The following is a 26,759-nucleotide window of genomic DNA, read 5'->3' as shown; positions in this document are numbered from 1 at the left end:
GTATGACCGACGGCGATACTACATCGAATGCCAAAACTACCGGCAATCGAGGGTGTTTCGCTATACCCGCAGATGGGGGGCGTGTGGCAGGAGTGACGGATGTGACGAAACGAGCGCACAAAAGGGCCCGCCACCTGCAGTGACGGGCCCTTTCGTGTGATTGAACGGGACTAGCTGTAGTTGCCGCCCGAGCTCATGTCATCCGAGCTGAAGGTGTCGAAGTCGACGAATGACAGGTCGGACTCGGTGAACGAACCCTCGTCCGCGAAGATGCGGTTCGGGTAGCGCTCGGCCTTCGCCTCTTCCGTCGCCTCGACCGTGACGTTGCGGTAGCTCGCCAGGCCGGTACCGGCCGGGATGAGCTTTCCGATGATCACGTTCTCCTTCAGGCCCATCAGCGGGTCGGACTTGCCTTCCATCGCCGCCTGGGTGAGCACCCGGGTGGTCTCCTGGAACGACGCGGCCGACAGCCACGACTCGGTCGCGAGCGACGCCTTGGTGATACCCATGACCTCCTCGCGGGCGGTCGCCGGCTTCTTGCCCTCGACGATCGCGGCACGGTTGAGCGTGTTGTACCGCGAGCGGTCGACGAGCTCACCGGGCAGCAGCTCGGTGTCACCGTGGTCGACCACGGTCACCTTGCGGAGCATCTGCCGGACGATGACCTCGATGTGCTTGTCGTGGATCGGCACACCCTGCGAGCGGTACACGCCCTGCACACCGTCAACCAGGTGCTCCTGCACCGCGCGGACACCGCGAACGCGAAGGACTTCCTTCGGGTCGACGGCGCCGACGTGCAGCTGCTGACCCAATTCGACATGCTGACCGTCCTCGATTAGCAGCGTCGAGCGCTTGAGCACCGTGTAGGTGATCGGCTCCTCGCCGTTGTCGGGGGTGAGGATCAGCTTGCGGTTGCGGTCGGTGTCCTCGATGGTGATCTTGCCTGCGGCCTCCGCGATCGGGCTCGCACCCTTCGGGGTACGCGCCTCGAACAGCTCGGTCACACGGGGCAGACCCTGGGTGATGTCATCGGCGGATGCCACACCACCGGTGTGGAAGGTACGCATCGTCAGCTGCGTTCCCGGCTCACCGATCGACTGCGCCGCGATGATGCCGACGGCCTCACCGATGTCGACGAGCTTGCCGGTGGCGAGCGAACGGCCGTAGCAGGCCGCGCAGACACCGACGGCCGACTCACAGGTCAGCACCGAGCGCACCTTGACGCGCGTGATGCCCGCCGTGATGAGCTTGTCGATCATCACATCGCCGATGTCCTCGCCAGCGGGGGCGACGACCTGGCCCTTGTCGTCCACAGCATCCGAAGACAGGCTGCGGCCGTAGAGCGAGTTCTCGATGTTCGGGTCGCGAACGAGCACGCCCTCCGAGTTCGGCGCGGCGACGGCCAGCTCGAGGCCCTTCGAGGTGCCGCAGTCGTCCTCGCGGATGATGACATCCTGCGAGACGTCCACGAGACGACGGGTCAGGTAGCCGGAGTCCGCGGTGCGGAGCGCCGTGTCAGCAAGACCCTTACGGGCACCGTGCGTCGCGATGAAGTACTCCGCGACCGAGAGGCCCTCGCGGTAGCTCGAGATGATCGGACGCGGGATGATCTCACCCTTCGGGTTCGACACCAGACCACGCATACCGGCGATCTGACGAACCTGCATCCAGTTACCACGAGCACCAGAGGTGACCATGCGGTTGATGTTGTTGTCGGCGGGGAGGTTGTCCTCCATCGCGCGGGCAACCTCGGTGGTGGCCTTGTTCCAGATCTCGATGAGCTCCTGACGACGCTCGGCGTCGGTCGTGAGGCCCTTCTCGAACTGCGACTGCACCTTGGCGGCCTGCTTCTCGTAGTTGCCGATGATCTCGCGCTTGTTCGGCGGGGTCAGCACGTCGGAGAGAGCAACGGTCACACCGGAGCGGGTCGCCCAGTAGAAGCCGGCGTCCTTGATGCGGTCGAGCGTCGCTGCGACCTCCACCTTCGGGTAGCGCTCGGCGAGGTCGTTGACGATCGCGGACAGCTTGCCCTTGTCGGCAACAGCCTCAACCCACGGGTAGTCCTCCGGCAGCGTTTCGTTGAAGAGCGCGCGACCGAGGGTCGTCTCCAGCATGAGCGGCTGACCGGCTTCCCAGCCTTCCGGCGCCTCGACGTCACCCGGCACGATGTTCTCGAGCCGGATGCGCACCTTGGCGTTCAGGTCGAGCGTTGCCTGGTCCTTCGCGAGGATCGCCTCGGCGACGGATGAGAACGCACGGCCCTCACCGGTCGCGCCCTCCTTGACCGTGGTCAGGTGGTGCAGGCCGATGATCATGTCCTGCGTGGGCAGCGTCACCGGGCGGCCATCCGACGGCTTCAGGATGTTGTTCGACGCGAGCATGAGCACGCGCGCCTCGGCCTGAGCCTCGACCGACAGCGGCAGGTGGACTGCCATCTGGTCGCCGTCGAAGTCGGCGTTGAACGCGGCACACACGAGCGGGTGCAGCTGGATCGCCTTACCTTCGACGAGCTGCGGCTCGAACGCCTGGATGCCGAGGCGGTGCAGTGTTGGTGCACGGTTCAGCAGCACCGGGCGCTCGCGGATGATCTCCTCGAGCACGTCCCAGACCTGCGGACGGCTGCGCTCGACCATGCGCTTGGCGCTCTTGATGTTCTGAGCGTGGCTGAGGTCGATGAGGCGCTTGATGACGAACGGCTTGAACAGCTCGAGCGCCATCTGCTTCGGCAGGCCGCATTGGTGCAGCTTGAGCTGCGGGCCGACCACGATGACCGAACGGCCGGAGTAGTCGACGCGCTTGCCCAGCAGGTTCTGCCGGAAACGACCCTGCTTTCCCTTCAGCATGTCGCTGAGGGACTTCAGGGCGCGGTTGCCGGTACCGGTGACGGGACGACCGCGGCGGCCGTTGTCGAACAGCGCGTCGACGGCCTCCTGCAGCATCCGCTTCTCGTTATTCACGATGATCTCGGGAGCCCCGAGGTCGAGCAGACGACGCAGACGGTTGTTGCGGTTGATCACGCGACGGTACAGGTCGTTCAGGTCGGAGGTCGCGAAGCGGCCACCGTCCAGCTGAACCATCGGGCGCAGCTCCGGCGGGATCACCGGGACCACGTCGAGAACCATCGCCGCCGGCGAGTTGCCGGTCTGCAGGAACGAGTTCACGACACGGAGTCGCTTGATCGCGCGGATCTTCTTCTGACCCTTGCCGTTGGCGATCTGGTCGTGCAGCTCGTCAGAGGATGCCTGGAGGTCGAAGCTCTCGAGGCGACGCTTGATCGCCTCGGCGCCCATGTAGCCCTCGAAGTAGATGCCGAAGCGATCCTGCAGCTCGTGGAACACGGCGTCCTCGGGCTTGAGGTCGCCGACCTTGAGATTGCGGAAGTCGTCCCACACGCGCTCGAGGTGGCTGATCTGCTCGTCGTACGACTTGCGGATCTGCGACATCTCCTTCTCGCCGCCGTCCTTGGTGCGACGCTTCTGGTCGGCCTTCGCACCCTCAGCCTCGAGGGCCGCGAGGTCCTCTTCGAGCTTCTGCAGGCGCTCGGCGACGCGGGCGTCGCGCTGGTTCTCCAGCTCCTTGATCTCGAGGCGAAGCTCGTTCTCAAGGCCAGGCATGTCGGCGTGACGAGCATCCTCGTCGACCGAGATGATCATGTACGCGGCGAAGTAGATGACCTTCTCGAGGTCCTTCGGCGCCATGTCGAGCAGGTAGCCGAGACGGCTGGGGACACCCTTGAAGTACCAGATGTGGGTGACCGGCGCGGCGAGCTCGATGTGGCCCATGCGCTCGCGACGGACCGAGGACTTGGTGACCTCGACACCGCAGCGCTCACAGACGATGCCCTTGAAGCGCACGCGCTTGTACTTGCCGCAGGCACACTCCCAGTCACGGCTGGGGCCGAAGATCTGCTCTCCGAAGAGGCCGTCTTTCTCGGGCTTCAGCGTGCGGTAGTTGATTGTCTCGGGCTTCTTGACCTCACCGTGCGACCAGCGACGGATGTCATCAGCCGTTGCGAGGCCGATGCGCAGCTCATCAAACGTTGTAACGTCGAGCAATTTGTCTCCTGTTGTAGAAATCTTGGAAATTCGTCGTTGGCTGCAGGTCAGATCTCGTCGATGGACGAGTTCTCGAACCGCGCGGAAATGTTGATGCCGAGCTCTTCAGCGGCACGGAAGACCTCGTCATCCGTGTCCTTGAGGCTGACCGCCTGGCCATCCGCCGAGAGCACCTCGACGTTCAGGCACAGCGACTGCATTTCCTTGATGAGCACCTTGAACGACTCCGGAATGCCGGGCTCCTGGATGTTCTCGCCCTTGACGATCGCCTCGTAGACCTTGACGCGGCCGAGGATGTCGTCGGACTTGATCGTGAGCAGCTCCTGCAGGGCGTACGCGGCACCGTATGCCTCGAGCGCCCACACCTCCATCTCACCGAAGCGCTGGCCACCGAACTGCGCCTTACCACCGAGCGGCTGCTGGGTGATCATCGAGTACGGTCCGGTCGAACGCGCGTGGATCTTGTCGTCGACCAGGTGGTGCAGCTTCAGGATGTACATGTAGCCGACCGAGATCGGGTCCGGGAACGGCTCGCCGCTGCGACCGTCGAAGAGCACGGTCTTGCCGGTGGAGCCGATCAGACGCTCGCCGTCACGGTTCGGGCGGGTCGAGTCGAGCAGACCAGCGATCTCCTCCTCCGACGCACCGTCGAACACCGGGGTGGCGACGCGGGTGCCGGGCTCGGCGGTGTGCGCAGCCTCGGGCAGGCCGCCGGCCCACTTCTGCTTGCGGTCCACGTCCCAGCCCTGCTTCGCAGCCCAGCCGAGGTGGATCTCCAGCACCTGGCCGAAGTTCATGCGACCGGGCACGCCGAGCGGGTTCAGGATGATGTCGACCGGAGTTCCGTCGGCGAGGAACGGCATGTCCTCGACCGGCAGGATCTTCGCGATGACGCCCTTGTTGCCGTGACGGCCAGCGAGCTTGTCACCCTCGGTGATCTTGCGCTTCTGGGCGATGAACACGACAACGCGCTGGTTGACGCCCGAGCCGAGCTCGTCGTCGCCGTCCTGCGCGTCGAACACCTTCACGCCGATGACGGTTCCCTCTTCACCGTGGGGCACCTTGAGGCTCGTGTCACGGACCTCGCGGCTCTTCTCGTTGAAGATCGCGCGCAGCAGGCGCTCCTCGGCCGACAGCTCGGTCTCACCCTTCGGGGTCACCTTGCCGACGAGGATGTCACCGGGGCGGACCTCGGCGCCGATGCGGATGATGCCGCGCTCGTCCAGGTCGGCGAGCAGCTCGGGGCTGACGTTGGGGAGGTCACGGGTGATCTCCTCCTTGCCCAGCTTGGTGTCGCGAGCGTCGACCTCGTACTCCTCGATGTGGATCGAGGAGAGCACGTCGTCCTTGACCAGGTTCTGGCTGAGGATGATCGCGTCTTCGAAGTTGTGGCCTTCCCACGGCATGAACGCGACAAGCAGGTTCTTGCCCAGCGCGAGCTCACCGTTCTCGGTGGCGGGGCCATCCGCGATGACCTCGCCGGCCTCGACGCGGTCACCCGCGCCGACGATGACGCGGTGGTTGTAGCTCGTGCCCTGGTTGGAGCGGTCGAACTTGCGCAGGTAGTAGTCCTGCGTGCCGCCCTCGTCGAGCTGAATGGTGACGACATCCGCCGACACCTCGGAGACGACACCGGCCTTGGTAGCGGTGACGACGTCACCGGCGTCGATGGCTGCGTAGCCCTCCATACCGGTCCCGACCAGCGGGCTCTCGCTGCGCAGCAGCGGGACGGCCTGACGCTGCATGTTCGCACCCATGAGGGCGCGGTTCGCGTCGTCGTGCTCGAGGAACGGGATGAGCGACGTCGCGACCGACACCATCTGGCGCGGCGAGACATCCATGTAGCCGATCTCGTCGTGCGTGAACAGGTCGACCTCGCCGCCCTTGGACCGCGCGAGCACGCGCTCCTCAGCGAAGCGGGAGTCGGCGGTCAGCGGCGCGTTGGCCTGTGCGACGACGAACTCGTCTTCCTCGCTTGCGGTGAGGTAGTCGATGTTCTCGGTGACCTTGCCCTTGACGACACGGCGGTACGGGGTCTCGATGAAGCCGAACGAGTTGATCCGCGCGAAGGTCGCGAGCGAGCCGATGAGGCCGATGTTCGGGCCTTCAGGGGTCTCGATCGGGCACATGCGTCCGTAGTGCGACGGGTGCACGTCACGGACCTCGACGCCTGCACGCTCACGCGACAGACCACCGGGGCCGAGCGCCGACAGGCGACGCTTGTGGGTCAGACCCGCGAGCGGGTTGTTCTGGTCCATGAACTGCGACAGCTGGCTCGTTCCGAAGAACTCCTTGATCGCGGCGACGACCGGACGCACGTTGATGAGCGTCTGCGGCGTGATGGCCTCGATGTCCTGCGTGGTCATGCGCTCGCGGACGACGCGCTCCATGCGGGACAGACCGGTGCGGACCTGGTTCTGGATGAGCTCGCCCACCGCGCGGATGCGACGGTTGCCGAAGTGGTCGATGTCGTCCACGTCGAGGCGGATGTCGACCTTCTTGCCGTCACGGACGCCCTGGATGGTCGTCTGCTCCTCGTGCAGCGCGACGAGGTACTTGATCGTCGCGATGATGTCGGCCTGCGTGAGCACGGAGTCGGACAGCGGTGCGTCGATTCCGAGCTTGCGGTTGATCTTGTACCGGCCGACCTTGGCGAGGTCGTAGCGCTTCGGGTTGAAGTAGAAGTTGTCGAGGAGCGCACGCGCGGCCTCGGCAGCCACCTGCTCGCCCGGGCGGAGCTTGCGGTAGATGTCCTTGAGCGCCTCTTCCTTGGTGAGGACGGTGTCCTTCTCCAGGGTCGCCTCGATGGACGCGTAGCCCTTGAACTCGTCGAGGATCTCCTCGCTCGTCATGCCGAGCGCCTTGAGGAACACCGTGACGGACTGCTTGCGCTTGCGGTCGATGCGAACGCCGACCTGGTCGCGCTTGTCGATCTCGAACTCGAGCCATGCGCCCCGGCTCGGGATGATGCGGGCCGAGTAGATGTCCTTGTCGCTGGTCTTCTCCGGGGTGCGGTCGAAGTAGACACCGGGCGAACGGACGAGCTGGGAGACGACGACACGCTCGGTGCCGTTGATGATGAACGTGCCCTTGGGGGTCATGAGCGGGAAGTCACCCATGAAGACCGTCTGGGTCTTGATCTCACCGGTGAGGTGGTTCATGAACTCGGCTTCGACGTAGAGCGGGGCAGCGTAGGTCTTGCCCTTCTCCTTGCACTCGTCGATCGAGTACTTCTTCTCCTCCAGGAAGGGGTTGGTGAACGACAGCTGCATCGTCTCGCCGATGTCCTCGATCGGGGAGATCTCCTCGAAGATCTCCTCGAGGCCGGTGAGCGACGGGAGGTCCTGGCGACCGGCGGCCTTGGCGGCAGCGGCGCGCTGAATCCAGTTGTCGTTTCCGACGAGCCAATCGAAGCTCTCGGTCTGCAGTGCGAGCAGATCGGGAACTGTTAGCGTGTCAGTGATTTTGGCGAACGAAAGCCGCGAAGCTGAGCGGCCGTTCTTGAGAGTCTTGCTGGTGGATGCGTTGCGCGCAGCAGCCAAGGAAATAACCTCCGGTGGGCCAGCTCTAAAGGCCCTTTACTGTAGGTGGTGTTGTGTGGGGTGATCGCTCGCCAGAACCTCATAGGGTTATGCCGATGGATGAGTCATCCGGGCACGCGCAGCCGACCGCAATATGAAGGCACAGATTATCTGGGAGCGCAAAGAACCATCATAGGCGAGGCGGCACGCCGTGTCCAGCCGAATTCTTGACCGAGATCGCGTTTTCAGGTATACGTAACCCGGCCGACCGTCCATCCCCGTCCTGTTGTGCAGGACATCCCTTGTTGTGCAGGAGATAGTGCCTTCTGGGGGCGGCTTTATTGGGATCCGGGCCTGAACGAGACCGAATGTCCTGCATAACAGGGGTAGCCGTCAGCCGGTGACGCCGGTGGCCTCGTGTGCCTCGCCCACCTGCTTGGACTCCGGCGATCCATGCTGCCGCGCAACCACGGCTTACGGGCGCTGTCCAGCAACCATCCAGAACACGCCCAGTGATCGCCGCCATTGAGTGGCTACGCTCGCAGTCCCGAGGCGGGAGGAACGATGCGGTTACCCGAGGCGCGAGGCGTTGCAAGCGATGCACTGTTCACACTCCTGTCGCGGTCGGAGCGGCACGCACGAGGTTCGAGCGGTGCGATCGCCCAGGCGGTGGCAGGCGCGGAGGACGTGCTCACCGACGACGATCTGCAGGTGGCGCTGTTCGTGCTGTACGAGCTCCACTACCGGGGCATTGACGGAGTCGCGGACGCGTGGGAGTGGCATCCGGAGCTCCTTGCTATCCGCGCGCTCATCGAGGCCGCCTTCGAGGCCAGGCTGCGGGAGGTCGTACCGCGCCCATCTCGACCGGAGTCAACCAGACGCGCGGTGGCCGACGCGCTGTTCGAGCTGACCGCGGACACCGGCGGTCCGAGCCTCTCCCGCTTCGTTGCACGCCAGGCCGACGAGTCGCAGCTGCGCGAATTCCTCGTCCAACGCTCGATCTACCAACTGAAGGAAGCCGACCCGCACGCGTGGGCCATCCCGCGGCTCGAGGGCGTGGCCAAGGCCGCCCTGGTCGAGATCGAAGCCGACGAGTACGGCGGCGGCGACCCCGCACGGATGCACGCGGCTATCTTCGCCCAGACCATGCGCGGTCTCGGACTCGACGACAGCTACGGCGCCTACGTCGATCAGGTACCGGCAATCACCCTCGCATCTGCCAACATGATGTCGCTGTTCGGGCTGCACCGGCGCCTGCGCGGCGCCATCGTCGGTCATCTTGCCGCATTCGAGATGACCTCGTCGATCCCGAACAAGCTCTATGGCAACGGCTTCCGACGCAACGGGTTCGGCGAGGACGTCACCTGGTACTTCGACGAACACGTCGAAGCGGATGCCGTCCACGAGCAGATCGCGGCGCGCAACCTCGCCGGCGGCCTGATCGAGGCGGAACCGGAACTGCTCGATGACGTGCTTTTTGGCGCATCCGCTTGCCTGACCATCGACGGCATCGTCGGCGAGCGCATCCTCGCCGCGTGGACAACCGGCCAATCGTCCCTTCGCCAGCAGGTGACCGCCTGATGCCGAGATTCCCGGTCGAGTACGTGCTTCCGCTCAAATGGCAGGACGATTCGAGACTGCCCGAGCTGGTGCGCTACCTCCACCACCTGAAGAACGGCGCCGACGTGACCGTCGTCGACGGCTCGCCGGCCGAGTTGTTCGAGGAGCACGCGCAGGTACTGCCCAGCGACGTTCGTCACATGCGGCCGGAGTTCTGGCCAGGCGGCAACGGGAAGGTCGCCGGCGTCATGACCGGAGTGCGGCACGCGCGGCACGAACTCGTCGTGGTCGCGGACGACGACGTGCGGTACGGGCCGGTGACGTTCCGCGCCCTTGTCGAGCAGCTCGAGCGCGCCGACCTGGTGCGGCCGCAGAACTACTACGATCCGCTTCCCTGGCAGGCCCGCTGGGACACCGCCCGGATGCTGATCAATCGCGCCTTCGGCGCCGACTACCCGGGCACCCTCGGCTTCCGACGCAGCGCCCTGATGAACACGGGCGGCTACGACGGCGATGTGCTGTTCGAGAACCTCGAGCTCATCCGCACCATCACCTCGGCCGGCGGGCGGGAGACCAACGCGCTCGACCTCTATGTGCGCCGGCTGCCGCCGACGCCCGAGCAGTTCGCTGATCAGCGCGTGCGGCAGGCCTATGACTCGCTCGCGCAACCCGCTCGCCTCGCCGTCGAGTTGGCGCTGCTGCCCGCAGCCATCGCCACCAGGGGCAGGCCATTGCCATTGCTGGTCGGCGCGCTCACCGCGGTGGCGGTCGCCGAGGTCGGCCGCCGCCGCCGCGCGGGGAAAACCGTATTCCCGGCGACCTCGGCATTGTGGGCGCCGCTCTGGGTTGCCGAGCGAGCTGTCACGTCATGGGTCGCGCTGGCGCAACGCGCCACGGGCGGGGTGCGCTATTCGGGCACCAGGATCAAACGCGCCGCCAGCGCGCGCGGCTTGGCAGGACGACCGAGGGTGCGAAGCCGTGCTTGAGCGACAGGGATCGATCGAACTGTGCCCGGATGGGCCACTCCTGCTGCGCGGTGACTTCGAAATCCTGGGCGCGGACGGCGAGCCCATCGACGCGCGCCGGAAGACTGTCGCGATGTGCCGGTGCGGACTCTCCTCGATCAAGCCGTTCTGCGACGGTACGCACAAGGCATCCGGATTCCGCACCGAGGAGTGACGCTGCAGCATCCGGGACCATCCGAGTGAGCGGTGAACCCAGCCGGGTGCGGAATGATCTTAAGGATGCAGCAGTTCCCCTCCCGAGTGTTGAAGCTCAGCGGCCACCGCGCGGTCATCGAACCGGACCGGTGGGTGCCCGGATCCTTCACTCTCGTCGTCGACGGGACGCCGCAGTCGCACGTCAACCTCGACGACCCGTCGCAGCTGTTCTTCGAGTATGTCCAGCGGATGGGACACGTGATCGACCAGTTGCCGGATGGCCCGATCACTGCGGTGCACCTGGGCGCGGGCGCTCTCACCCTGCCGCGGTACATCGAGGCCACCCGGCCCGGGTCGCGGCAGCAGGTGATCGAGCTGGAGAGCGACCTGGTGGACCTGGTGCGCGAGCACCTGCCGTGGTCGCGTCAGGCGTCGATCCGGGTGCGTTACGGTGACGCGCGCGACGTGCTGGAGCGGCTGCCGCCCGGGCTGACCGGGGCCGTCGACCTGCTGATCGTCGATGTCTTCAGCGGTTCGCGCACGCCCGCGCACGTGACGAGTGTCGAGTTCTATCGGAGCGCGGCGGCGCTGCTGGCCCCCGCCGGCGTGATCCTGGTGAACGTCGCGGATGGCCCCGGCCTCGCCTTCGCCCGAGGTCAGACCGCGACGCTGCGCGAGGTGGTCGGCAACGTCGCAGCGCTCGCCGAGCCGAGCATCCTCAAGGGGCGGCGGTTCGGCAACGTGGTACTGGCAGGTTCGGCGCGCGAATTGCCGATGGAGTGGATGCCGCGCCTGCTGGCCGGCGGGCCGCATCCGGCGAAGGTCATCACCGGCAAGGAGCTTGTCGACTGGATCGCCGGAGCGCCGATCATCACCGACGCCACCGCGATGCCATCCCCCGCTCCCAACTCGAGCATTTTCCGCGAGCGCTGATCGCGCCGGAAAATGCAGGAGATTCGGCCGCCGACTTGCCGGATCGGTAACGGAACGGCACGAATCGGGCCGGATCTCCTGCATTTTCAGTAGGCGCGCGGGGAGGATTGGGGCATGGTGAGTAGCCGGATGCTGGTGGCAGCGGTAGCGCTCGGCCTGCTGGTCGGTTGCACGTCGTCACCCGGGCCGACACCCAGCGGAAGCACATTCACGCCACCGGCCAGTTCGCCGCAGACCACCCCGGTTCAACCGGCCGGCACACCCGAGGTGCTCGCCACCGGCCTGACCTCGCCGTGGTCGGTTGCCCGTCTCACCAACGGCTCTGCACTGATCAGCGAACGCGACACCGCCCTCATCAAGGAGCTCACCGACGGCGAGGTTCGCGAGGTGGGCACCATCGACGGGGTCGTGCCCGCCGGTGAGGGCGGTCTGCTCGGCATCGCCACCCTCGAACTCGGTGACACCATCTGGCTGTACGCCTACTTCACCGGTGAATCCGACAATCGGGTGATCCGGATGCTGCTGAACGGTCGACCCGGCGCGTACTCTCTGGGCGACGCCGAACCGATCATCACGGGCATCCGGAAGGCGAGCAACCACAATGGCGGGCGCATCGCGTTCGGACCGGACGGCAACCTGTTCGTGACCGCCGGGGACGCAGGCGACGCCTCCCTCGCGCAGGACCCGAACACGCTGAACGGCAAAATCCTCCGACTCGAACCGGATGGCTCGGTGCCGGTCGACAACCCGACCAGCGGCTCGCCGGTGTACTCGTTCGGGCACCGCAACCCGCAGGGGCTCGCGTGGGACGAGGACGGCCAGCTATGGGCATCCGAATTCGGGCAGAACACCTGGGACGAGCTGAACCGCATCACCGCTGGCGGCAACTACGGCTGGCCGATCGTCGAGGGCGTCGGCCAGGTCGCCGGCCTGATCGACCCGGTCTACCAGTGGCCGACATCCGATGCCAGCCCGAGCGGTCTCGCCTACATCGACCAGACGCTGTTCATGGCCGCACTGCGCGGCGAGCGACTGTGGGCGATCTACCCGTTCGCCGCAAGCGGGGTGGATGCGGTGGCGTGGTTCGAGGGTGAATTCGGCAGGCTGCGCGACGCGGTCCCGGGTCCGGATGGGAGCCTCTGGGTGCTCACCAACAACACCGACGGTCGTGGAAACCCGCGCGAAGGTGACGACAAGCTGATGCAGGTACGGCTGGAGCCGCTTCGCGAGGGTTAGCGTTGGTTCGACACCTCGGGAGGGCCAGTGGACATCATTCTCGGTTACGACCCGACAACACTTCGTGAACAGGTCGACCTCCAGGCGGCCGGTGATCGGCTCGCGGAGCTCGAGAACCGCCGCGACACCGAGTCCATCAACGAGAAGGTCGCCCTGCTGCGGATGGTCGGGCGCATCGACGACGCGTGGGATGCCGCCAACGCGGCCCTGCGGAACGCGCGCATGACCGGGGATCGGGAGTCCATCTGCCGGGCTCGCATCCGGCGAGCGCAGGTGCAGCAGGAACAGGGCAAGCTCGACGACGCCCGGCGCGAGCTCACCGCGTGCATCGATGAGGCGCGCACTCACGACTGGGCGGCGACGGAAGCGTTCGCGCTGCAGCACCGCGGGAAGGTGCTGTTCGACCACGGGGACTTCGCCGGTGCGCTGCAGGATTTCCGCACCGCGGCCGCGATGCGGGAGCGGATCGGCGCACCGGATGATCAGGTGCAGAGCTCGCTTTTCGCCGCGCAGGTCGTCGAGTCGCGGCTCTGACCCGCGTCGTCTGCTCGTTCACAAGTCGGCTTGCCGCGGAGGACTGCCCCGTCGGGAGCGTCGGGTCGGGGAGCGTTGCGGGCAGCGGTTAGCCTCGATTCGTGGCGGATCTGGTTCGAGTGCGGCGGTGGGCGGAGGCCCTGATAGCGCTGCATCTCGACCCCACCGAGTGGAGTTTCGGCTTCGACACCGCGAAGACCCGGGCCGGCCTGTGCAACTACACCCGTAAACGCATCACCGTCTCGCGCTACCTGGCCGCGCGCTACGAGGATGACGAGATTCATCAGGTGCTGCTGCACGAGGTCGCGCATGCGATGGCCGGGCAAGGCTCGGGGCACGGGCCGCGCTGGAAGAAGCTCGCGCGCGAGATCGGGTACGAGGGCGGCCGGTTGCATCACGGCGAAGTCGCCGATGAGCTCGCTCCGTGGGTCGGGGCGTGTCCCGCCGGTCACCAGTTCTTCCGCTACCGGAAGCCGACCCGGGCGATGTCGTGCGGCAAGTGCTCGCGCCGGTTCGACCGCTCGAACCTGATCAGCTGGACGAAGCGGACCGTCTCGGCCGCGACACGCCGCCGGGCGGCATCCGCGAGCTGACCCCGGCCAGCGCCGCTCGAATGTGCGAGCGCGTGCGATAGACCGCGTGCACTCGCACATTTCGCCGGCGCTCGCTGGTGTGGTCGCCGCGTCCTGTCAACGGATCTCGGCGGGCTCGATCACCGAGTGATGCTGAACGCGTCACCGCGCAGCACGGGCACGACCGTGGACGAGTCGACCTGGCTCGCCAGTTCGACATCCTGCGGGAAGCCCCACTCCTCGAGTTCTTTGCCGCTGGCAGATGCGCTCACCAGATGGCCGATCGCGTTGCGCAATCCGGTGAATGCGGCAGACGCGGCAGCTGCCTCCGGCGAGCAGAAGTCGATGCCAACCTCGGCGAGCGCGTCGATGATCGCGCCGGCGCCGAACATGTCCTCGACCGCGAAGCGCGAGGTGCCATCGCCGCGCGCCTCACCAGATGCGATCACCGCCACCGATAACCGATTCGCCTTCTCGGCCTGCCTCGCGAGCACCCATTCCGCGACTGCACTCCGGTTGCGCAGCGATCCGGCGACGACCGGGACATCACCGCGCAGCGCCGCGCTGATCCGTGAGCCATTCGGAGACTGCACGACAACCCGTGTGCCGGCGTGCTCTGGTCCGACGCTCGCCGGCGAGAGGCTCAGCGGCGAACCGCGTTTCCCCGCGACGACCGCGGCGTGCTCGCTCGCGTAGCGTGCCGCATCCGTGCCATCGAACGGCAGCACCTCGATGCCGTACTCGAGCGCGATCCCCACCATGGTTGTGAACGACAGCACATCGACGACCACGATCACATCGACATCCGCCGCCACGGTGCGGGCGCCCTCGATCCCCCAGTCGAATCGCACCTGGTACTGGCTCTGCGAAAGCGGCGATGACACCTACGAAATGCTAATCGACCGGGCGGCGCGCTCCTGGCGGCCGGGTAGCATCACGCAACATGACCACCCTCCCCTTCCTCACGGCAGACGACATCTTCGAGCGCATGAACTACCTCGACGCGGTGCGCACCCTCCAGCGCGACCTGCGCAGCGGACTCGACCCGGATGCCGACTTCGAGCGCGGTTCCGTCGACCTGGCCCAGGGGAAATTCCTGCTCATGCCGAGCGAGTCGTCGGAGTTCGCCGGGGTGAAGGTGCTCACCGTGGCGGCCGAGAACCCGGCTCGCGGGCTGCCTCTCATCCAGGGCGTCTACGTGCTCACGGATGCGGCAACCCTCAGCCCAGTGGCCCTGCTTGACGGCGCTGCGCTGACCACCTTGCGCACCCCGGCGGTGTCTGCCGCGGCGGCCGACCTGCTGGTTCCGGATGACGTGCCACGGCTGGTCGTGTTCGGATCAGGTCCGCAGGCGCTCGGGCACGTCGAGGCGATGCGCAGCATCCGGCGGCTGGAGCACGTGACCATCGTGGCGCGCAACCAGGAGCGGGCGGCGAGCGCGGCCGCGGCGGTGCGCGCATCCGGGATCGTCGCCGACGTGGGCACCGTAGAGGCGATCCGCGACGCCGACGTGATCGTGTGCGCGACCACCGCGACAGAGCCGCTGTTCGACAGCGCGCTGGTGCCCGATACCGCGTGCGTTCTGGCCGTCGGCGCGCACGCGGCCGACGCGCGTGAAGTCGACAGCGCCCTCGTCGCGCGGTCACAGGTGGTGGTCGAATCGGTGCCGGTTGCGCTGCGCGAGGCCGGCGACGTCATGATCCCGGTGGCCGAGGGGCGGCTGAGCCCGGATGCCTTGACTGGCATGCGCGACCTGGTCACCGGGGCGGTGCCGGTTGACTGGTCGCGCCCGCGGATCTTCAAGAGCACCGGCATGTCCTGGGAGGACCTGTCGATCGCTTCCGAGCTCTATCGCAGGGGCTGACCCCGGCCCCTGCTACGCTGGTGTCATCTTGCGAGCGCCGAATGGTGCTCCCTGCGTCGTAGAACGCTTCTCCGCCCTGTTGGGCGCGATTGATTTCATGCGGCGAATTGAATGTGGCATCCGCCATCTTCGCCATCTTCCGTCAGGCCCATTATTCGCGTGCGACCGCACGCCCTGACGCCCAATGCGAAAGCACTGAAACACCTCTATGTCTGAAACCAGCTTCGGCGCGCTCGGCGTGCCCGCACCGCTCGTCGCCGCTCTCGAAAAGAGCGGCATCACGAGCCCCTTCCCGATCCAGCAGGACACCCTGCCCGACACGCTCCGCGGCCGCGACGTGCTTGGACGCGGCAAGACCGGCAGCGGCAAGACGCTCGCGTTCTCCATCCCGCTCGTCGCGCGCCTGTCGAACGGCGGGCGCCGGCAGTCCGGTCGTCCGCATGCCCTCGTGCTCGCACCGACCCGTGAGCTTGCCACCCAGATCTCCGCGGCGATGGAGCCCCTGGCCGCCTCGTACGACCTGAAGCTCACCACGATCTTCGGCGGCGTCTCGCAGCAGCGCCAGGTCGCCGCGCTCAAGGCCGGCGTCGACATCGTTGTCGCCTGCCCTGGGCGCCTCGAGGATCTGATGCAACAGGGTCACCTCACCCTCGACGCCATCGAGATCACCGTGCTCGACGAGGCCGACCACATGGCCGACCTGGGCTTCCTGCCCGTGGTCACGCGCATCCTGAACAAGACCCCGGATGGCGGCCAGCGGATGCTGTTCTCCGCCACCCTGGACAACGGCGTCGACAAGCTCGTCAAGCGTTACCTGCACGACGAGATCCTGCACTCGGTCGACGAAGCGACGAGCCACGTCGACGCGATGACCCACCACGTGTTCGAGGTCACCGACGTCGACGCGAAGAAGCACCTGATCAACACGCTCGCGTCCGGCACCGGACGTCGCATCCTGTTCATGCGCACCAAGCACCACGCCAAGAAGCTGGCCAAGCAGCTGACCGAGTCGGGGATCCCGTCGGTCGACCTGCACGGCAACCTCTCGCAGCCGCAGCGTGACCGCAACCTGGCCGCGTTCGCCTCCGGTGAGGCGAAGGTTCTCGTGGCGACGGATGTCGCGGCGCGCGGAGTGCACGTCGATGACGTCGAGCTCGTGGTGCACGTCGACCCGCCGGCAGAGCACAAGGCGTACCTGCACCGCAGCGGCCGCACCGCGCGTGCCGGGAGCGACGGTGACGTTGTCACCATCGTGCTGCCGGCCCAGCGGTCGGATGTCGCGTCGCTGCTGCGCAAGGCTGCGATCACCGCGCGACCGCAGCAGGTGACCGCCGATTCGGGCGCCGTGACCGCGCTCGTCGGCGAGGTCGCCGCGTTCGTGAAGCCCGCGCCGCGCGTGGTGCAGCAGCAGCGCGGCGGCGGCACGTCGCAGGGCGCCAACGCGCGCCGGAAGCGCGCGACCCGCGGCGGCCAGGTTGGTCAGGGTGGTCCGGTTTCGCGTGGCGAACAGTCGCGCGGCCTGCGCAGCCCGGATCAGGCTCGCTCGGGACAGCGCAAGCGCACTGGGCAGTCGGCTCAGGGCGAGCGCTCCAACGCTCACGCCCCGCGCACCCGCTCGTCGGCGCGCACGTACAGCACGTCCACGCCTGTGGCATCCGGTGGCGAGCGCCGCACCGGTCGCCGCGCGCAGGGCTGACGCGCCGCATCCGGACATCCGCGCCCCGTGAGGGGTCCAATAACGCCCTTCGCAGGCTCCGGAAGGCCCGTTTCTGACCCCTCACCCGCTATCGCTGCACCCAGTTGCCCACTTTCGCCCCAGTTTCCGACCGAAACAAGGGCGAAAGTGGGCAATTCGGCGTTGTGGGCGGTGATTGCACGGCATTAGGGTCGCCGCATGTCGTTCACCATTCGCCCCGCCCGCGTCGAGGACGCCGACCGGATGGGCGTCGTGATCGTGCAGTCCTGGCACGAGACCTACGCGCACCTGCTGCCAGCGGAAACGCTCGCGTCACTCGACCCGGCCGAACGAGCCGACATGTGGCGGCGGGCGATTGAGCGACGGGGCGGCGTCGGCGGGCCCGTCGTTGCCGAAGTTGACGGGGTGGTTGTCGGACTGGCCGGCGCCGGAACGCCCCTCGACGAAGACCCACCGGTGCCGCTGCAGTTGTACGTGATCTACCTGCTGGCGGCACACCACGGGAGCGGCGCGGGGCAGGGGCTGCTCGACGCGGCGATCGGGACCGAACCCGCCCTGGTCTGGGTTGCCGAGGACAACCCGCGCGCGATCGCCTTCTATGAGCGAAACGGCTTCGTGCGCGATGGCACGACCGACGAGCTCCCAGTTGGCGACGGGTCGATCCACGAGATCCGGATGGTGCGGGGCGCGACCGCATAGCGGGTCTCGATGAGCTCGACCACCGTTACGCTCCGCCTCCGGACATCCGCACCCCGCACACCGGGCGCGGATGACCGGAACCCGAGCGGATCGCCGGAACGGGCGCGGTCTCGACAGCTTTGAGCGATAGGGACGGCGCGCCGACTACCCCAACCGACCCACCGACGCCAGCGCAGCCTTCAGCAGGGCTCCCCTGCCGCCCTCCATCTCCCGGCTGATCTCGTCACTGCAGGCCGCTTCCGGGGTCAGCCAGGTCAGCTCGAGCGCGTCCTGCCGTGGCTCGGTGGTCCCGGTCACCGGAACCACGTAGGCAAGCGAGACCGCGTGCTGCCTCGAGTCGGTGAACGCGCTGATGCCCGGCAACGGGAAGTATTCGGCGACCTGGAACGGGATTGGGCTCGCCGGCAGCTGCGGGAACGCCATCGGCCCGAGGTCCTTCTCCAGGTGGCGGAACAGCGCCTCCCGGAGGGTCTCCCCGTACATCACGCGACCGGACACGATGGTCCGGCTCATCTCGCCCGCCGACGCGCGCAACAGCACGCCGACCTCGATGACCTGGCCGAGGCCATCCACTCGGACCGGCACCGCCTCGACGTAGATCAGCGGCAGCCGGCGGCGGACGGATTCCAGCTCGTCGTCGGAGAGCCAGGCGGAGTTCGGGTCGGGGGTTCCCACTGAGGCCATGCCCCATTTTCACCCACGAGCCGATCAAGTCGGGAGGTTTGCCCGCAATCCGACGCGCAAAGCGCACTCTTCTCCCGACTCGATGGGCAAGGATTGGGGCATGAGCGTGACGATCGATTCGGATGCCGTGCTGTGGTCAGCCCCGGAGAGTGAGCGTGCGAGCCGCCCGTTGCTCGTACTGCTGCACGGGGTCGGGTCGCACGAGGGCGACCTGTTCTCCATGGCGAGCTACCTCCCGCTCGAACCGGTCATCGCGTCGCTGCGCGCTCCCCTGCCGTACGGGCCGGGGCACGGCTGGTTCCCGATGCCGGAGCAGGCACCGGATGCTGCGCGCTGGCAGTCCGCCGCAGCTTCGACCCAAGCGATCCTCGACTGGCTCGACGGCACACAGTCGACCACGGTGGGCCTGCTCGGCTTCTCGCAGGGCGCCGCGATGTCACTCGAGTTGCTGCGCTCCCGGCCCGAGCGGTTCGCGTTCGCCGTCGCCTTGAGCGGCTTCGCCATCGCAGAGGAACGCGACGGCGACCAACGACTGGCCGAGGTGAAGCCGCCGGTCTTCTGGGGTCGCGGCACGGCCGACCCGATCTTCACCGAGGATCGCCTCGAGTTCACCAAGAGCTGGCTTCCCGAGCATTCAACGCTGACCCAGAAGGTCTACCCGGGCATGGGGCACGGCGTTTCGCAGGAGGAACTCGGCGACATCGTTGCCTTCCTCCGCGACCAGTACTAGCAGCTAGCGGCGCCACCGCGTCGCGAGGATCACGACAATTGAGATCAGGGTCGCCAGCCCCAGAGTCCCGAACAACGGAACGGTGAAGATCGCCGACTGCAGGAAGAACATCTGCACGGGGTCGAACTGGGAACTGGGCTGCCCGAAGAAGGCTCCCCGAGCTGAGTACGCGGCGAGGTTCCACGCGGCGACCAGCAGCGCGACGCCGATCAACCCGAGTGCCACCAGGTACGGGTTGATCCGCTTCCACCACGGTCCTGCGGGAGCCGGCTCGGCAGCATCCGGAGTCTCGTCGCCATGGTCGAATGCCGGGTCGGATGCGATCCGCTCCTCGTGCGCGTCGGCCGCGGCCGCCGCGATCAAGTCATCCAGATCGGTGCGTGGCGCCTCGCGCAGCGGGACGCGGGGCGGCTCCTCGCGGTGCACCCGCTCGTCGTAGCCCGGCTGAAACGCCGGCGGGAACCGCGGATCGAACCTCGGCCCTGCACTGGTGTCGCGATCGCTCATGCCGCCCCCGCTCTTCTGGGCGAAAGTCTAGCCAGTGGCGGCGCCCGCACGCGGGCGCAGAGCTTTGTGCCAAATGCAACGGAACGTTCGCTTGCCCATGGCACAAACCTCTGCCGGAGGGGCGGATGCCGCCGGGAACGCCCGAATCGACAGTGTTACGCTCGCCTTGTTGGGCGAGTTAAAACGCGCTCGCCCTCACATCTCGAAAGGGCACCCCGCGCCACATGAGCTACATCACCTCGGCCGCGCTCGGCGAGCGCGGCTTTGTCGTTCTCGACAGGTACGACCAGGAAGCCGACCCGAAGGAATGGCTCGACCTCGAGTATGTCGACTGGAAGTCATCCGGCGACACTCGCTTCGCGCCGCTGGCCAGCGCCAAGGGCGAGATCGAGGTCAACGGGTTCTGGCACCACGAGCCGCCGCGCACCGACAAGGATGGCGTCTGGATCGAGTCGCAGGTGCAGAAAGCCCCGAATCTCACGCGCCGAGCGCAGGAGCCGGGCGCCAACGTCGGCCGCTGCCGCGTGATCGAGCTGCAACCGAACGAGTACGTCGACGCCCTATACAACCTGCACCAGGACGACAACAACCGGCTCAATCCGGATGAGACCGGCTGGATCGTCCGCGGATTCTTCAACCTTTCCGACGACCCCGACTCCTACCTGATCCTGCGCGAGGACCGCTGGGACCCGTCGACCGAGGTTCGCATCCCGCTGTCAGCCGGAAGCCAGGTCATCGTCGACACGCAGCGCTTCTGGCACGCGGTGTGGCATCGGGGCAGCGCCCCGCGCTACTGCCTGATCACGTCGTGGGAGTCCGGCCCCGAACTCGACGCCTTCATCGCCACGCACCACGGCACAACCGAGCACACCAGCCCGCCGCTCGACGAGCAGTTCATCGAGGATGCGCAGGCGACCCTCCAGCGCCGCCTCGCCGAACGCGCCGCGATTGTTGCCGAGAAGGCAAAGGCACGCCGCGGTTCAAACGGGCGTGAGGACTGACCCGATGCCAGAAGTGATCATCGTCCCCGACCAGGAAACGGCGGGCAACCTGGTCGCCGGCGCCATCCTCGACCTGCTGGGGCGCAAGAGCGATGCAGTGCTCGGTCTCGCCACCGGCTCGACCCCGCTGCCGGCCTATCGCACGCTCGCCTCTCGCGCCGCGGCCGATGGCCTCGACCTCAGCCGGGTGCGCGGCTTCGCGCTCGACGAGTATGTCGGGCTGCCAGAGGGTCACCCGCAGAGCTACAAGTCGGTGATCAGGACCGAGGTCACCGTGCCGCTCAGCCTTACCCCATCACTCGTGCACGTGCCATCCGGAGACCCGGAGACGATCCAGACCGCGGGCGATGACTTCGAGCAGGCGATCACGGATGCCGGTGGCATCGACCTGCAGTTGCTCGGCATCGGAACGGTCGGGCACATCGGCTTCAACGAGCCCGGCTCGTCGCTGTCGTCGCTCACCCGGGTCAAGACGCTGACGATGCAGACCCGACGGGACAACGCCCGGTTCTTCGGGTCGCTGGACGAGGTTCCCACGCAGGCGATCACGCAGGGGCTGGGCACCATCCTGCGCTCCCGCCACCTCGTGCTGATGGCGTTCGGCGAGGGCAAGGCCGGCGCGATCGCGGGCGCGGTCGAGGGACCGGTCAGCGCCGCGCTGCCCGCATCCGTCATCCAGCTGCACCAACGCGCGACGGTCATCGTCGACGAGGATGCCGCCAGCCGGCTCGCGCACACCGAGTACTACCGCTATGCGTGGGCCAACAAGCCGAGCTGGCAGAGCATCTAGCCGCTCCTGAGCTCGCCGGGCGGCTGACCGCTCGCGCGGGTGCTTCTTTCTCGTGCGGGTGTTGCAACACCAGCGCGAGCACGCAACACCCGCGCGCAGCAGATTGGTCAGATGCAATTCCGTACGCCGTCGGTCAGGCGTACCGTGGCGGCATGGCGACCGTGGCTGACGTGAGGCGAATCGCTTTGGGTCTGCCGGGTGCCGCCGAAAAACCGTCGCACGACGGGCTTGCCTGGCAAGTGGGAAAGAAATCGTTCGCCTGGGAGCGCCCCCTGCGTAAGAGCGATCTGGCGGCGCTGGGCGATGAGGCGCCGGAGGGACCCAACCTTGGCGTGTACGTGTCCGACGAGGGCGAGAAGCAGGCTCTGCTCGACGAGGGCATGCCGCTGTTCTTCGCGACTCCACATCTCGACGGCTGGCCGATCGTGCTGGTTCGGCTGGATGCCATCGGGGAAGACCGATTGCGCGAGGTGATTGTCGAGTCGTGGCTGGCGCGTGCACCCAAGAAACTGGTGGAGGAGTTTCTCGCCAACGGTCTGTGAGCTGCGCATCCCGGCCGCAGCAGCGCTCGCGCGGGTGCTTTCTTCTCGCGCGGGTGTTGCAACACCAGCGCGAGCATTAAACACCCGCGCGACGGGACAAGCCGGCCACTTCGGCCGCGAGCACCGAGTCCTGACAGTGGATGGCGGCAGAATGGGCGAATGATGAACCCGCTCGAGCGTTTCTCCCCGGCGACGCAGGCGTGGTTCGGCCAGGCGTTCCCCGAGCCGACGCCGGCTCAAAGCGGCGCGTGGGACGCCATCTCGCAGGGCTCCAACGCGCTCGTCATCGCCCCGACCGGCTCCGGCAAGACGCTGGCGGCGTTCCTGTGGTCGATCGACCGGCTTGCGCACGACCCGATCGAGCCGCGCACGACCCGCGTCCTCTACGTCTCGCCGCTCAAGGCGCTGGCGGTCGACGTCGAACGCAACCTGCGGGCGCCGCTCGTCGGCATCACCCAGGCCGCCAAACTATTGGGCGCCGTGCCCCCGGATGTCTCGGTGGCGGTCCGCTCGGGCGACACGCCAGCCGGCGAGCGAGCCCGGATGCTGCGGAATCCGCCCGACATCCTGATCACCACGCCCGAGTCGCTGTACCTGATGCTCACATCGCAAGCGCGCGAGACCCTGCGCAACGTGGAGACGGTCATCGTCGACGAGGTGCACGCGGTAGCGGCGACGAAGCGGGGCTCGCACCTCGCGGTGTCGCTCGAACGACTCGACCTGCTGCTCGAGAAGCCCGCCCAGCGGATCGGGCTGTCGGCGACCGTGCGCCCGCCGGAGGAGGTCGCACGGTTCTTGGCTGGCAGCGCGCCGGTGCAGGTCGTCGCCCCCGAGTCGGCGAAGCGGTTCGACCTGCGTGTCGTCGTGCCGATCGAGGACATGACCGAACTGGGCACGACCGCCGTGACCGAGGGCGCGACGTCCGGCGCTCGCGCGCAGGGCTCGATCTGGCCGCACGTCGAGGAGCGCATCGTCGACCAGATCCTGGAGCACCGGTCGACGATCGTGTTCTCCAACTCCCGCCGCCTCGCCGAGCGGCTCACCGCGCGCCTCAACGAGCTCTACGCCGAGCGGCTGGGCATCGAGTTCCCGCCAGAGGAGGTCCCAGCCGACCTGATCGCGCAGAGCGGGCGCACCGCCGGGATCGAGCCGATCCTGGCGCGCGCCCACCACGGTTCGGTCTCCAAGGATCAGCGCTCCCTCATCGAAGACGACCTGAAGTCCGGCCGGCTGCGCTGCGTCGTCGCCACCAGTTCGCTCGAGTTGGGCATCGACATGGGCGCGGTCGACCTGGTCATCCAGGTGGAGGCGCCGCCATCCGTCGCCAGCGGGCTGCAGCGTGTCGGTCGCGCCGGGCACCAGGTCGGCGAGATCTCCAAGGGTGTGCTGTACCCGAAGCACCGCGCCGACCTGCTGCATTCCGCAGTGACGAGCGGGCGGATGTCGGCGGGCCTCATCGAGGAACTGGTCGTGCCGCAGAACCCGCTCGACATCCTCGCCCAGCAGACCGTCGCGGCCGTTGCGCTGGAGGAGCTGAGTGTCGACGACTGGTTCGACACCGTCCGCCGCAGCGCACCGTTCGCGACCCTCCCGCGCAGCCTGTTCGAGGCGACCCTCGACTTGCTGAGCGGCCTGTACCCGTCCGACGAGTTCGCCGAACTGCGCCCGCGCATCATCTGGAACCGGGTCGACGGCACGATCAAGGGCCGACCCGGCGCGCAGCGGCTCGCGGTGATCTCCGGCGGCACCATCCCCGACCGCGGCATGTTCGGCGTCTTCATGGTCGGCGGCGGCGGCCGGGTCGGTGAGCTGGACGAGGAGATGGTCTACGAATCCCGCGTCGGCGACGTGTTCTCGCTCGGAGCCACCAGCTGGCAGATCGAGCAGATCACGCACGATCGCGTGCTTGTGTCCCCCGCCTACGGCCGGCCGGGGCGGGTCCCGTTCTGGAAGGGTGACAGCCTGGGCCGCCCGGCGGAGCTGGGCCGCGCGATCGGTGCCTTCACGCACGAACTGTCGACCGCGTCCGAGGCCGACGCCCGCGCCCAGGCGACCGCGGCCGGGCTGGACGACTACGCGGTCGCCAACCTGGTCGCCTTTGTCGCCGAGCAGAAGGAAGCCACCGGGCACGTTCCCACCGACAAGACCTTCGTCGTCGAACGATTCAGGGACGAACTGGGCGACTGGCGGGTGGTGCTGCACTCGCCGCTCGGGCTGCCGGTGCATTCCCCGTGGGCACTCGCAGTGGGTGCGCGGCTGCGTGAACGGTTCGGCATCGACGGTGCCGCCGTCGCCAGCGACGACGGCGTGATCCTGCGAATCCCGGATACGGATGCCGACCCGCCCGGCGCCGACCTGTTCTTCTTCGAGCCTGAGGAGATCGGCGACCTGGTGACCGAGGAGGTGGGTGGTTCCGCGCTGTTCGCGTCCCGGTTCCGGGAGAACGCGGCCCGCGCCCTGCTCCTCCCCAACTACAATCCGTCCCGCCGGTCCCCGCTCTGGCAGCAGCGGCAGCGGTCCAGCCAGCTGTTGTCCGTGGCCAGCCGCTACCCGAGCTTCCCGATCGTGCTCGAAACGGTGCGTGAGGTGCTGCAGGATGTCTACGACCTGCCCGGTCTCACCGGCGTGCTCGCCGACCTCGCAGCCCGTCGCATCCGGATTGTCGAGACCGAGACCGAGCAGGCGAGCCCGTTCGCGCGGTCGCTGCTGTTCGGCTACGTCGCGGCGTTCATGTACGAGGGCGACTCGCCACTCGCGGAGCGCCGAGCGGCAGCCCTCAGCCTCGACCCGCAACTCCTCACAGAACTGCTCGGCCGCGCCGAGCTGCGCGAGCTGCTCGACGCCGAGGTCATCGCCCAGACCGAGTTCGAACTGCAACGGCTCGCACCGGACCGGCGGGCGCGCGACGCCGAGGGCATCGTCGACCTGCTCCGGATGCTCGGCCCACTGTCGGTGGATGAGGTCGGCGACCGCTTCGATGTGGAGGAGTACGCGCGCCGAACCGGTGGCGGGGTGGCAACCGACCCACAAGGGCTGGTTCGCGGGCTGCTTGAAGAGCTTCAAGCCGACCGTCGGGTGCTCGCCGCGACGATCGCGGGCGGCGAGCGCTGGCACATCGTCGAGGACACCGCGCGGCTGCGTGACGGCCTCGGCATCCCGGTGCCGCTCGGCGTTCCGGTGGCCTTCCTCGACCCGGTCCCCGACCCGCTCGGCGACCTGGTCGCCAGGCACGCGCGCACCCACGGTCCGTTCACCGCGGTCGATGTCGCGCAGCGCTTCGGCATCGGCATCGCCGTCGCCACCGAGGTGCTACGCCGGCTGGAGTCACAGCGGAGGGTGGCCGAGGGCGAGTTCCGGCCCGACAGCACCGGCGCGGAGTGGTGCGATACCGACGTGCTGCGTCGCCTGCGCGCCCGCTCGCTGGCCGCGCTGCGACACGAAGTCGAACCGGTCACCCCGGACACCCTCGCCCGCTTCGTTCCGGCCTGGCAGCACGTCACCGACCAGGTGCGCGGCATCGACGGCGTCGTGCAGGTGATCGAGCAGCTCGCCGGCGTCGCCCTGCCTGCGTCAGCGTGGGAGAGCCTGATTCTGCCCAGCCGGGTGAGGGACTACTCGCCCGCCATGCTTGACGAGCTCACCGCATCCGGTGAGGTCATCTGGTCCGGACGCGGCACCCTCCCCGGCAGCGACGGCTGGATGGCGCTGCACCTCGCCGACACCCTGGCGTTGACCCTGCCGGAGCCGGAGGGCCTCGAGACCACCGAGCTGCAGGGCGCACTGCTCGACACGCTCGCCGGCGGGGGCGGGTTCTTCTTCCGCCAACTGTCGACCGCGGTGAGCAGCATGGACGACAAGGAGCTGGTCGAGGCGCTGTGGGAGCTGGCCTGGGCGGGCCTGGTCACCAACGACACGCTCACCCCGGTGCGCGCCTACCTGGGCGGGCCGACCCGAGCGCGCACGGTCAGTCGGCGCGGCATCCGGCACCTGGCACCACCGAAGCAAGCGGGTCCGCCGACGGTCGCCGGACGCTGGTCGCTGCTTCCGCTGCCGGAACCGGATGTCACGGTGCGCGCCCACGCCGCCGCGGAGCAGCTGCTGGAGCGGCACGGGGTCGTCACCCGCGGCGCCGTCGCCAATGAGGGCGTCCGCGGCGGGTTCGCGACGATGTACAAGGTGCTGAGCTCGCTCGAGGACACCGGCCGGGTGCGCCGCGGCTACTTCGTCGAGGGACTCGGTGCCGCCCAGTTCGCGACCGGCGCGATCGTGGATCGGCTGCGCTCCTTCTCGGCCGATCCGGATGCCGCGCGGCCCTACAACGCGGTGACGCTCGCCGCCACCGACCCGGCGAATCCGTACGGTGCCGCGCTGAAGTGGCCGGCCGGGGAGCGTGGACACCGGCCGGGCCGGAAGGCTGGCGCCCTGGTCGTGCTCGTCGACGGGCGACTCACCGTCTATGTCGAGCGCGGCGGCAAGTCGGTGCTCACCTTCGACGACGACGAGGAAGCGCTCGCCGCCGCCGCCAGCTCGCTCGCCGCCACGGTGCACCGCTCACTGCGGCGACTGCGGGTGGACAAGGTCGACGGCGAGTTCGTGATCGGCACCCCCCTTGGCCACGCGCTTGCCGATGCGGGGTTCGGGGTGACGCCGCAGGGGCTCAGGCTGATCGGCTAGC

At 67.8% G+C, this 26,759-nt stretch carries 20 protein-coding genes; 15 read left to right on the top strand and 5 right to left on the bottom strand.

The window, feature by feature from the left end:
- Positions 1 to 170: 170 nt before the first annotated feature.
- Positions 171 to 4,055 (bottom strand): DNA-directed RNA polymerase subunit beta', encoded by a 3,885-nt coding sequence (locus IRG63_RS05455; RefSeq protein ID WP_168626185.1) that lies wholly within the window; start codon positions 4,053 to 4,055, stop codon positions 171 to 173.
- Between the two features lie 47 nt (positions 4,056 to 4,102).
- Positions 4,103 to 7,597, bottom strand: a complete 3,495-nt coding sequence (gene rpoB / locus IRG63_RS05450) for a DNA-directed RNA polymerase subunit beta (protein WP_193509437.1) — start codon at positions 7,595 to 7,597, stop codon at positions 4,103 to 4,105.
- 543 nt (positions 7,598 to 8,140) lie between these two features.
- On the opposite strand from rpoB, the gene IRG63_RS05445 reads away from it, so the two are divergent.
- The 7 genes from IRG63_RS05445 to IRG63_RS05415 all read left to right on the top strand — a co-directional run bounded on the left by IRG63_RS05445 (position 8,141) and on the right by IRG63_RS05415 (position 13,592).
- A complete protein-coding gene (locus IRG63_RS05445) occupies positions 8,141 to 9,157 on the top strand; it encodes an iron-containing redox enzyme family protein (protein ID WP_193509436.1) in 1,017 nt (338 codons plus the stop codon).
- Positions 9,157 to 10,122, top strand: a complete 966-nt coding sequence (locus tag IRG63_RS05440) for a glycosyltransferase family 2 protein (RefSeq protein ID WP_193509435.1) — start codon at positions 9,157 to 9,159, stop codon at positions 10,120 to 10,122. The genes IRG63_RS05445 and IRG63_RS05440 overlap by 1 nt, the downstream gene beginning before the upstream one ends.
- Positions 10,115 to 10,315: a CDGSH iron-sulfur domain-containing protein gene (locus tag IRG63_RS05435; RefSeq protein ID WP_193509434.1), complete on the top strand. Its 201-nt coding sequence runs from the start codon at positions 10,115 to 10,117 to the stop codon at positions 10,313 to 10,315. Before IRG63_RS05440 ends, IRG63_RS05435 begins: the two co-directional genes overlap by 8 nt.
- Positions 10,316 to 10,380: 65 nt before the next feature.
- Entirely contained in the window at positions 10,381 to 11,229 is an 849-nt protein-coding gene (locus IRG63_RS05430; protein WP_168626180.1) for a spermidine synthase, read from the top strand.
- A 114-nt stretch (positions 11,230 to 11,343) separates the two neighbouring features.
- Entirely contained in the window at positions 11,344 to 12,465 is a 1,122-nt protein-coding gene (locus IRG63_RS05425; protein WP_227411730.1) for a sorbosone dehydrogenase family protein, read from the top strand.
- A 27-nt stretch (positions 12,466 to 12,492) separates the two neighbouring features.
- Complete coding sequence (locus IRG63_RS05420; RefSeq protein WP_193509433.1) at positions 12,493 to 12,999, top strand: hypothetical protein; 507 nt, start codon at positions 12,493 to 12,495, stop codon at positions 12,997 to 12,999.
- 101 nt (positions 13,000 to 13,100) lie between these two features.
- Positions 13,101 to 13,592 (top strand): SprT-like domain-containing protein, encoded by a 492-nt coding sequence (locus tag IRG63_RS05415; protein WP_168626177.1) that lies wholly within the window; start codon positions 13,101 to 13,103, stop codon positions 13,590 to 13,592.
- Positions 13,593 to 13,711: 119 nt separating this feature from the next.
- On the opposite strand, the gene IRG63_RS05410 is transcribed toward IRG63_RS05415, so the two are convergent.
- Positions 13,712 to 14,455 carry a 2-phosphosulfolactate phosphatase gene (locus IRG63_RS05410; RefSeq protein ID WP_193509432.1) on the bottom strand — a complete coding sequence of 248 codons (744 nt, stop codon included), beginning with the start codon at positions 14,453 to 14,455 and terminating at the stop codon, positions 13,712 to 13,714.
- Between the two features lie 59 nt (positions 14,456 to 14,514).
- On the opposite strand from IRG63_RS05410, the gene IRG63_RS05405 reads away from it, so the two are divergent.
- The 3 genes from IRG63_RS05405 (at position 14,515) to IRG63_RS05395 (ending at position 17,830) form a co-directional block, all read left to right on the top strand.
- Positions 14,515 to 15,435 (top strand): ornithine cyclodeaminase family protein, encoded by a 921-nt coding sequence (locus tag IRG63_RS05405; protein ID WP_193509431.1) that lies wholly within the window; start codon positions 14,515 to 14,517, stop codon positions 15,433 to 15,435.
- A gap of 208 nt (positions 15,436 to 15,643) precedes the next feature.
- Positions 15,644 to 17,131, top strand: coding sequence for a DEAD/DEAH box helicase (locus IRG63_RS05400; protein WP_193509430.1), 1,488 nt, complete (start codon positions 15,644 to 15,646; stop codon positions 17,129 to 17,131).
- A gap of 198 nt (positions 17,132 to 17,329) precedes the next feature.
- The gene (locus IRG63_RS05395; protein ID WP_193509429.1) at positions 17,330 to 17,830 is read left to right on the top strand and encodes a GNAT family N-acetyltransferase; all 501 of its coding nucleotides are present in this window, start codon (positions 17,330 to 17,332) and stop codon (positions 17,828 to 17,830) included.
- 144 nt (positions 17,831 to 17,974) lie between these two features.
- On the opposite strand, the gene IRG63_RS05390 is transcribed toward IRG63_RS05395, so the two are convergent.
- Complete coding sequence (locus tag IRG63_RS05390; protein ID WP_168626172.1) at positions 17,975 to 18,514, bottom strand: NUDIX hydrolase family protein; 540 nt, start codon at positions 18,512 to 18,514, stop codon at positions 17,975 to 17,977.
- A gap of 100 nt (positions 18,515 to 18,614) precedes the next feature.
- Here IRG63_RS05390 and IRG63_RS05385 point away from each other — a divergent pair, with 100 nt between their 5' ends.
- On the top strand, positions 18,615 to 19,244 hold the full coding sequence (locus tag IRG63_RS05385) for an alpha/beta hydrolase (protein WP_193509428.1): 630 nt from the start codon (positions 18,615 to 18,617) through the stop codon (positions 19,242 to 19,244).
- Positions 19,245 to 19,247: 3 nt separating this feature from the next.
- Here the strand turns inward: IRG63_RS05385 and IRG63_RS05380 are convergent, their stop codons facing one another.
- On the bottom strand, positions 19,248 to 19,751 hold the full coding sequence (locus IRG63_RS05380) for a hypothetical protein (protein WP_168626170.1): 504 nt from the start codon (positions 19,749 to 19,751) through the stop codon (positions 19,248 to 19,250).
- A gap of 224 nt (positions 19,752 to 19,975) precedes the next feature.
- On the opposite strand from IRG63_RS05380, the gene IRG63_RS05375 reads away from it, so the two are divergent.
- The 4 genes from IRG63_RS05375 to IRG63_RS05360 all read left to right on the top strand — a co-directional run bounded on the left by IRG63_RS05375 (position 19,976) and on the right by IRG63_RS05360 (position 26,758).
- Entirely contained in the window at positions 19,976 to 20,752 is a 777-nt protein-coding gene (locus tag IRG63_RS05375; protein ID WP_193509427.1) for a hypothetical protein, read from the top strand.
- A 4-nt stretch (positions 20,753 to 20,756) separates the two neighbouring features.
- Positions 20,757 to 21,542, top strand: coding sequence for a glucosamine-6-phosphate deaminase (locus tag IRG63_RS05370; RefSeq protein ID WP_193509426.1), 786 nt, complete (start codon positions 20,757 to 20,759; stop codon positions 21,540 to 21,542).
- Positions 21,543 to 21,694: 152 nt separating this feature from the next.
- On the top strand, positions 21,695 to 22,084 hold the full coding sequence (locus tag IRG63_RS05365; protein ID WP_193509425.1) for an MmcQ/YjbR family DNA-binding protein: 390 nt from the start codon (positions 21,695 to 21,697) through the stop codon (positions 22,082 to 22,084).
- Positions 22,085 to 22,243: 159 nt separating this feature from the next.
- Positions 22,244 to 26,758: an ATP-dependent helicase gene (locus tag IRG63_RS05360; RefSeq protein ID WP_193509424.1), complete on the top strand. Its 4,515-nt coding sequence runs from the start codon at positions 22,244 to 22,246 to the stop codon at positions 26,756 to 26,758.
- Position 26,759: the final 1 nt, after the last annotated feature.

The sequence above is a fragment of the Cryobacterium sp. BB736 genome, from assembly GCF_014980265.1.
GTDB lineage: Bacteria > Actinomycetota > Actinomycetes > Actinomycetales > Microbacteriaceae > Terrimesophilobacter.
The sequence above is the reverse complement of the archived record's forward strand: the minus strand, read 5'-3'. Positions and strand labels throughout refer to the sequence as shown.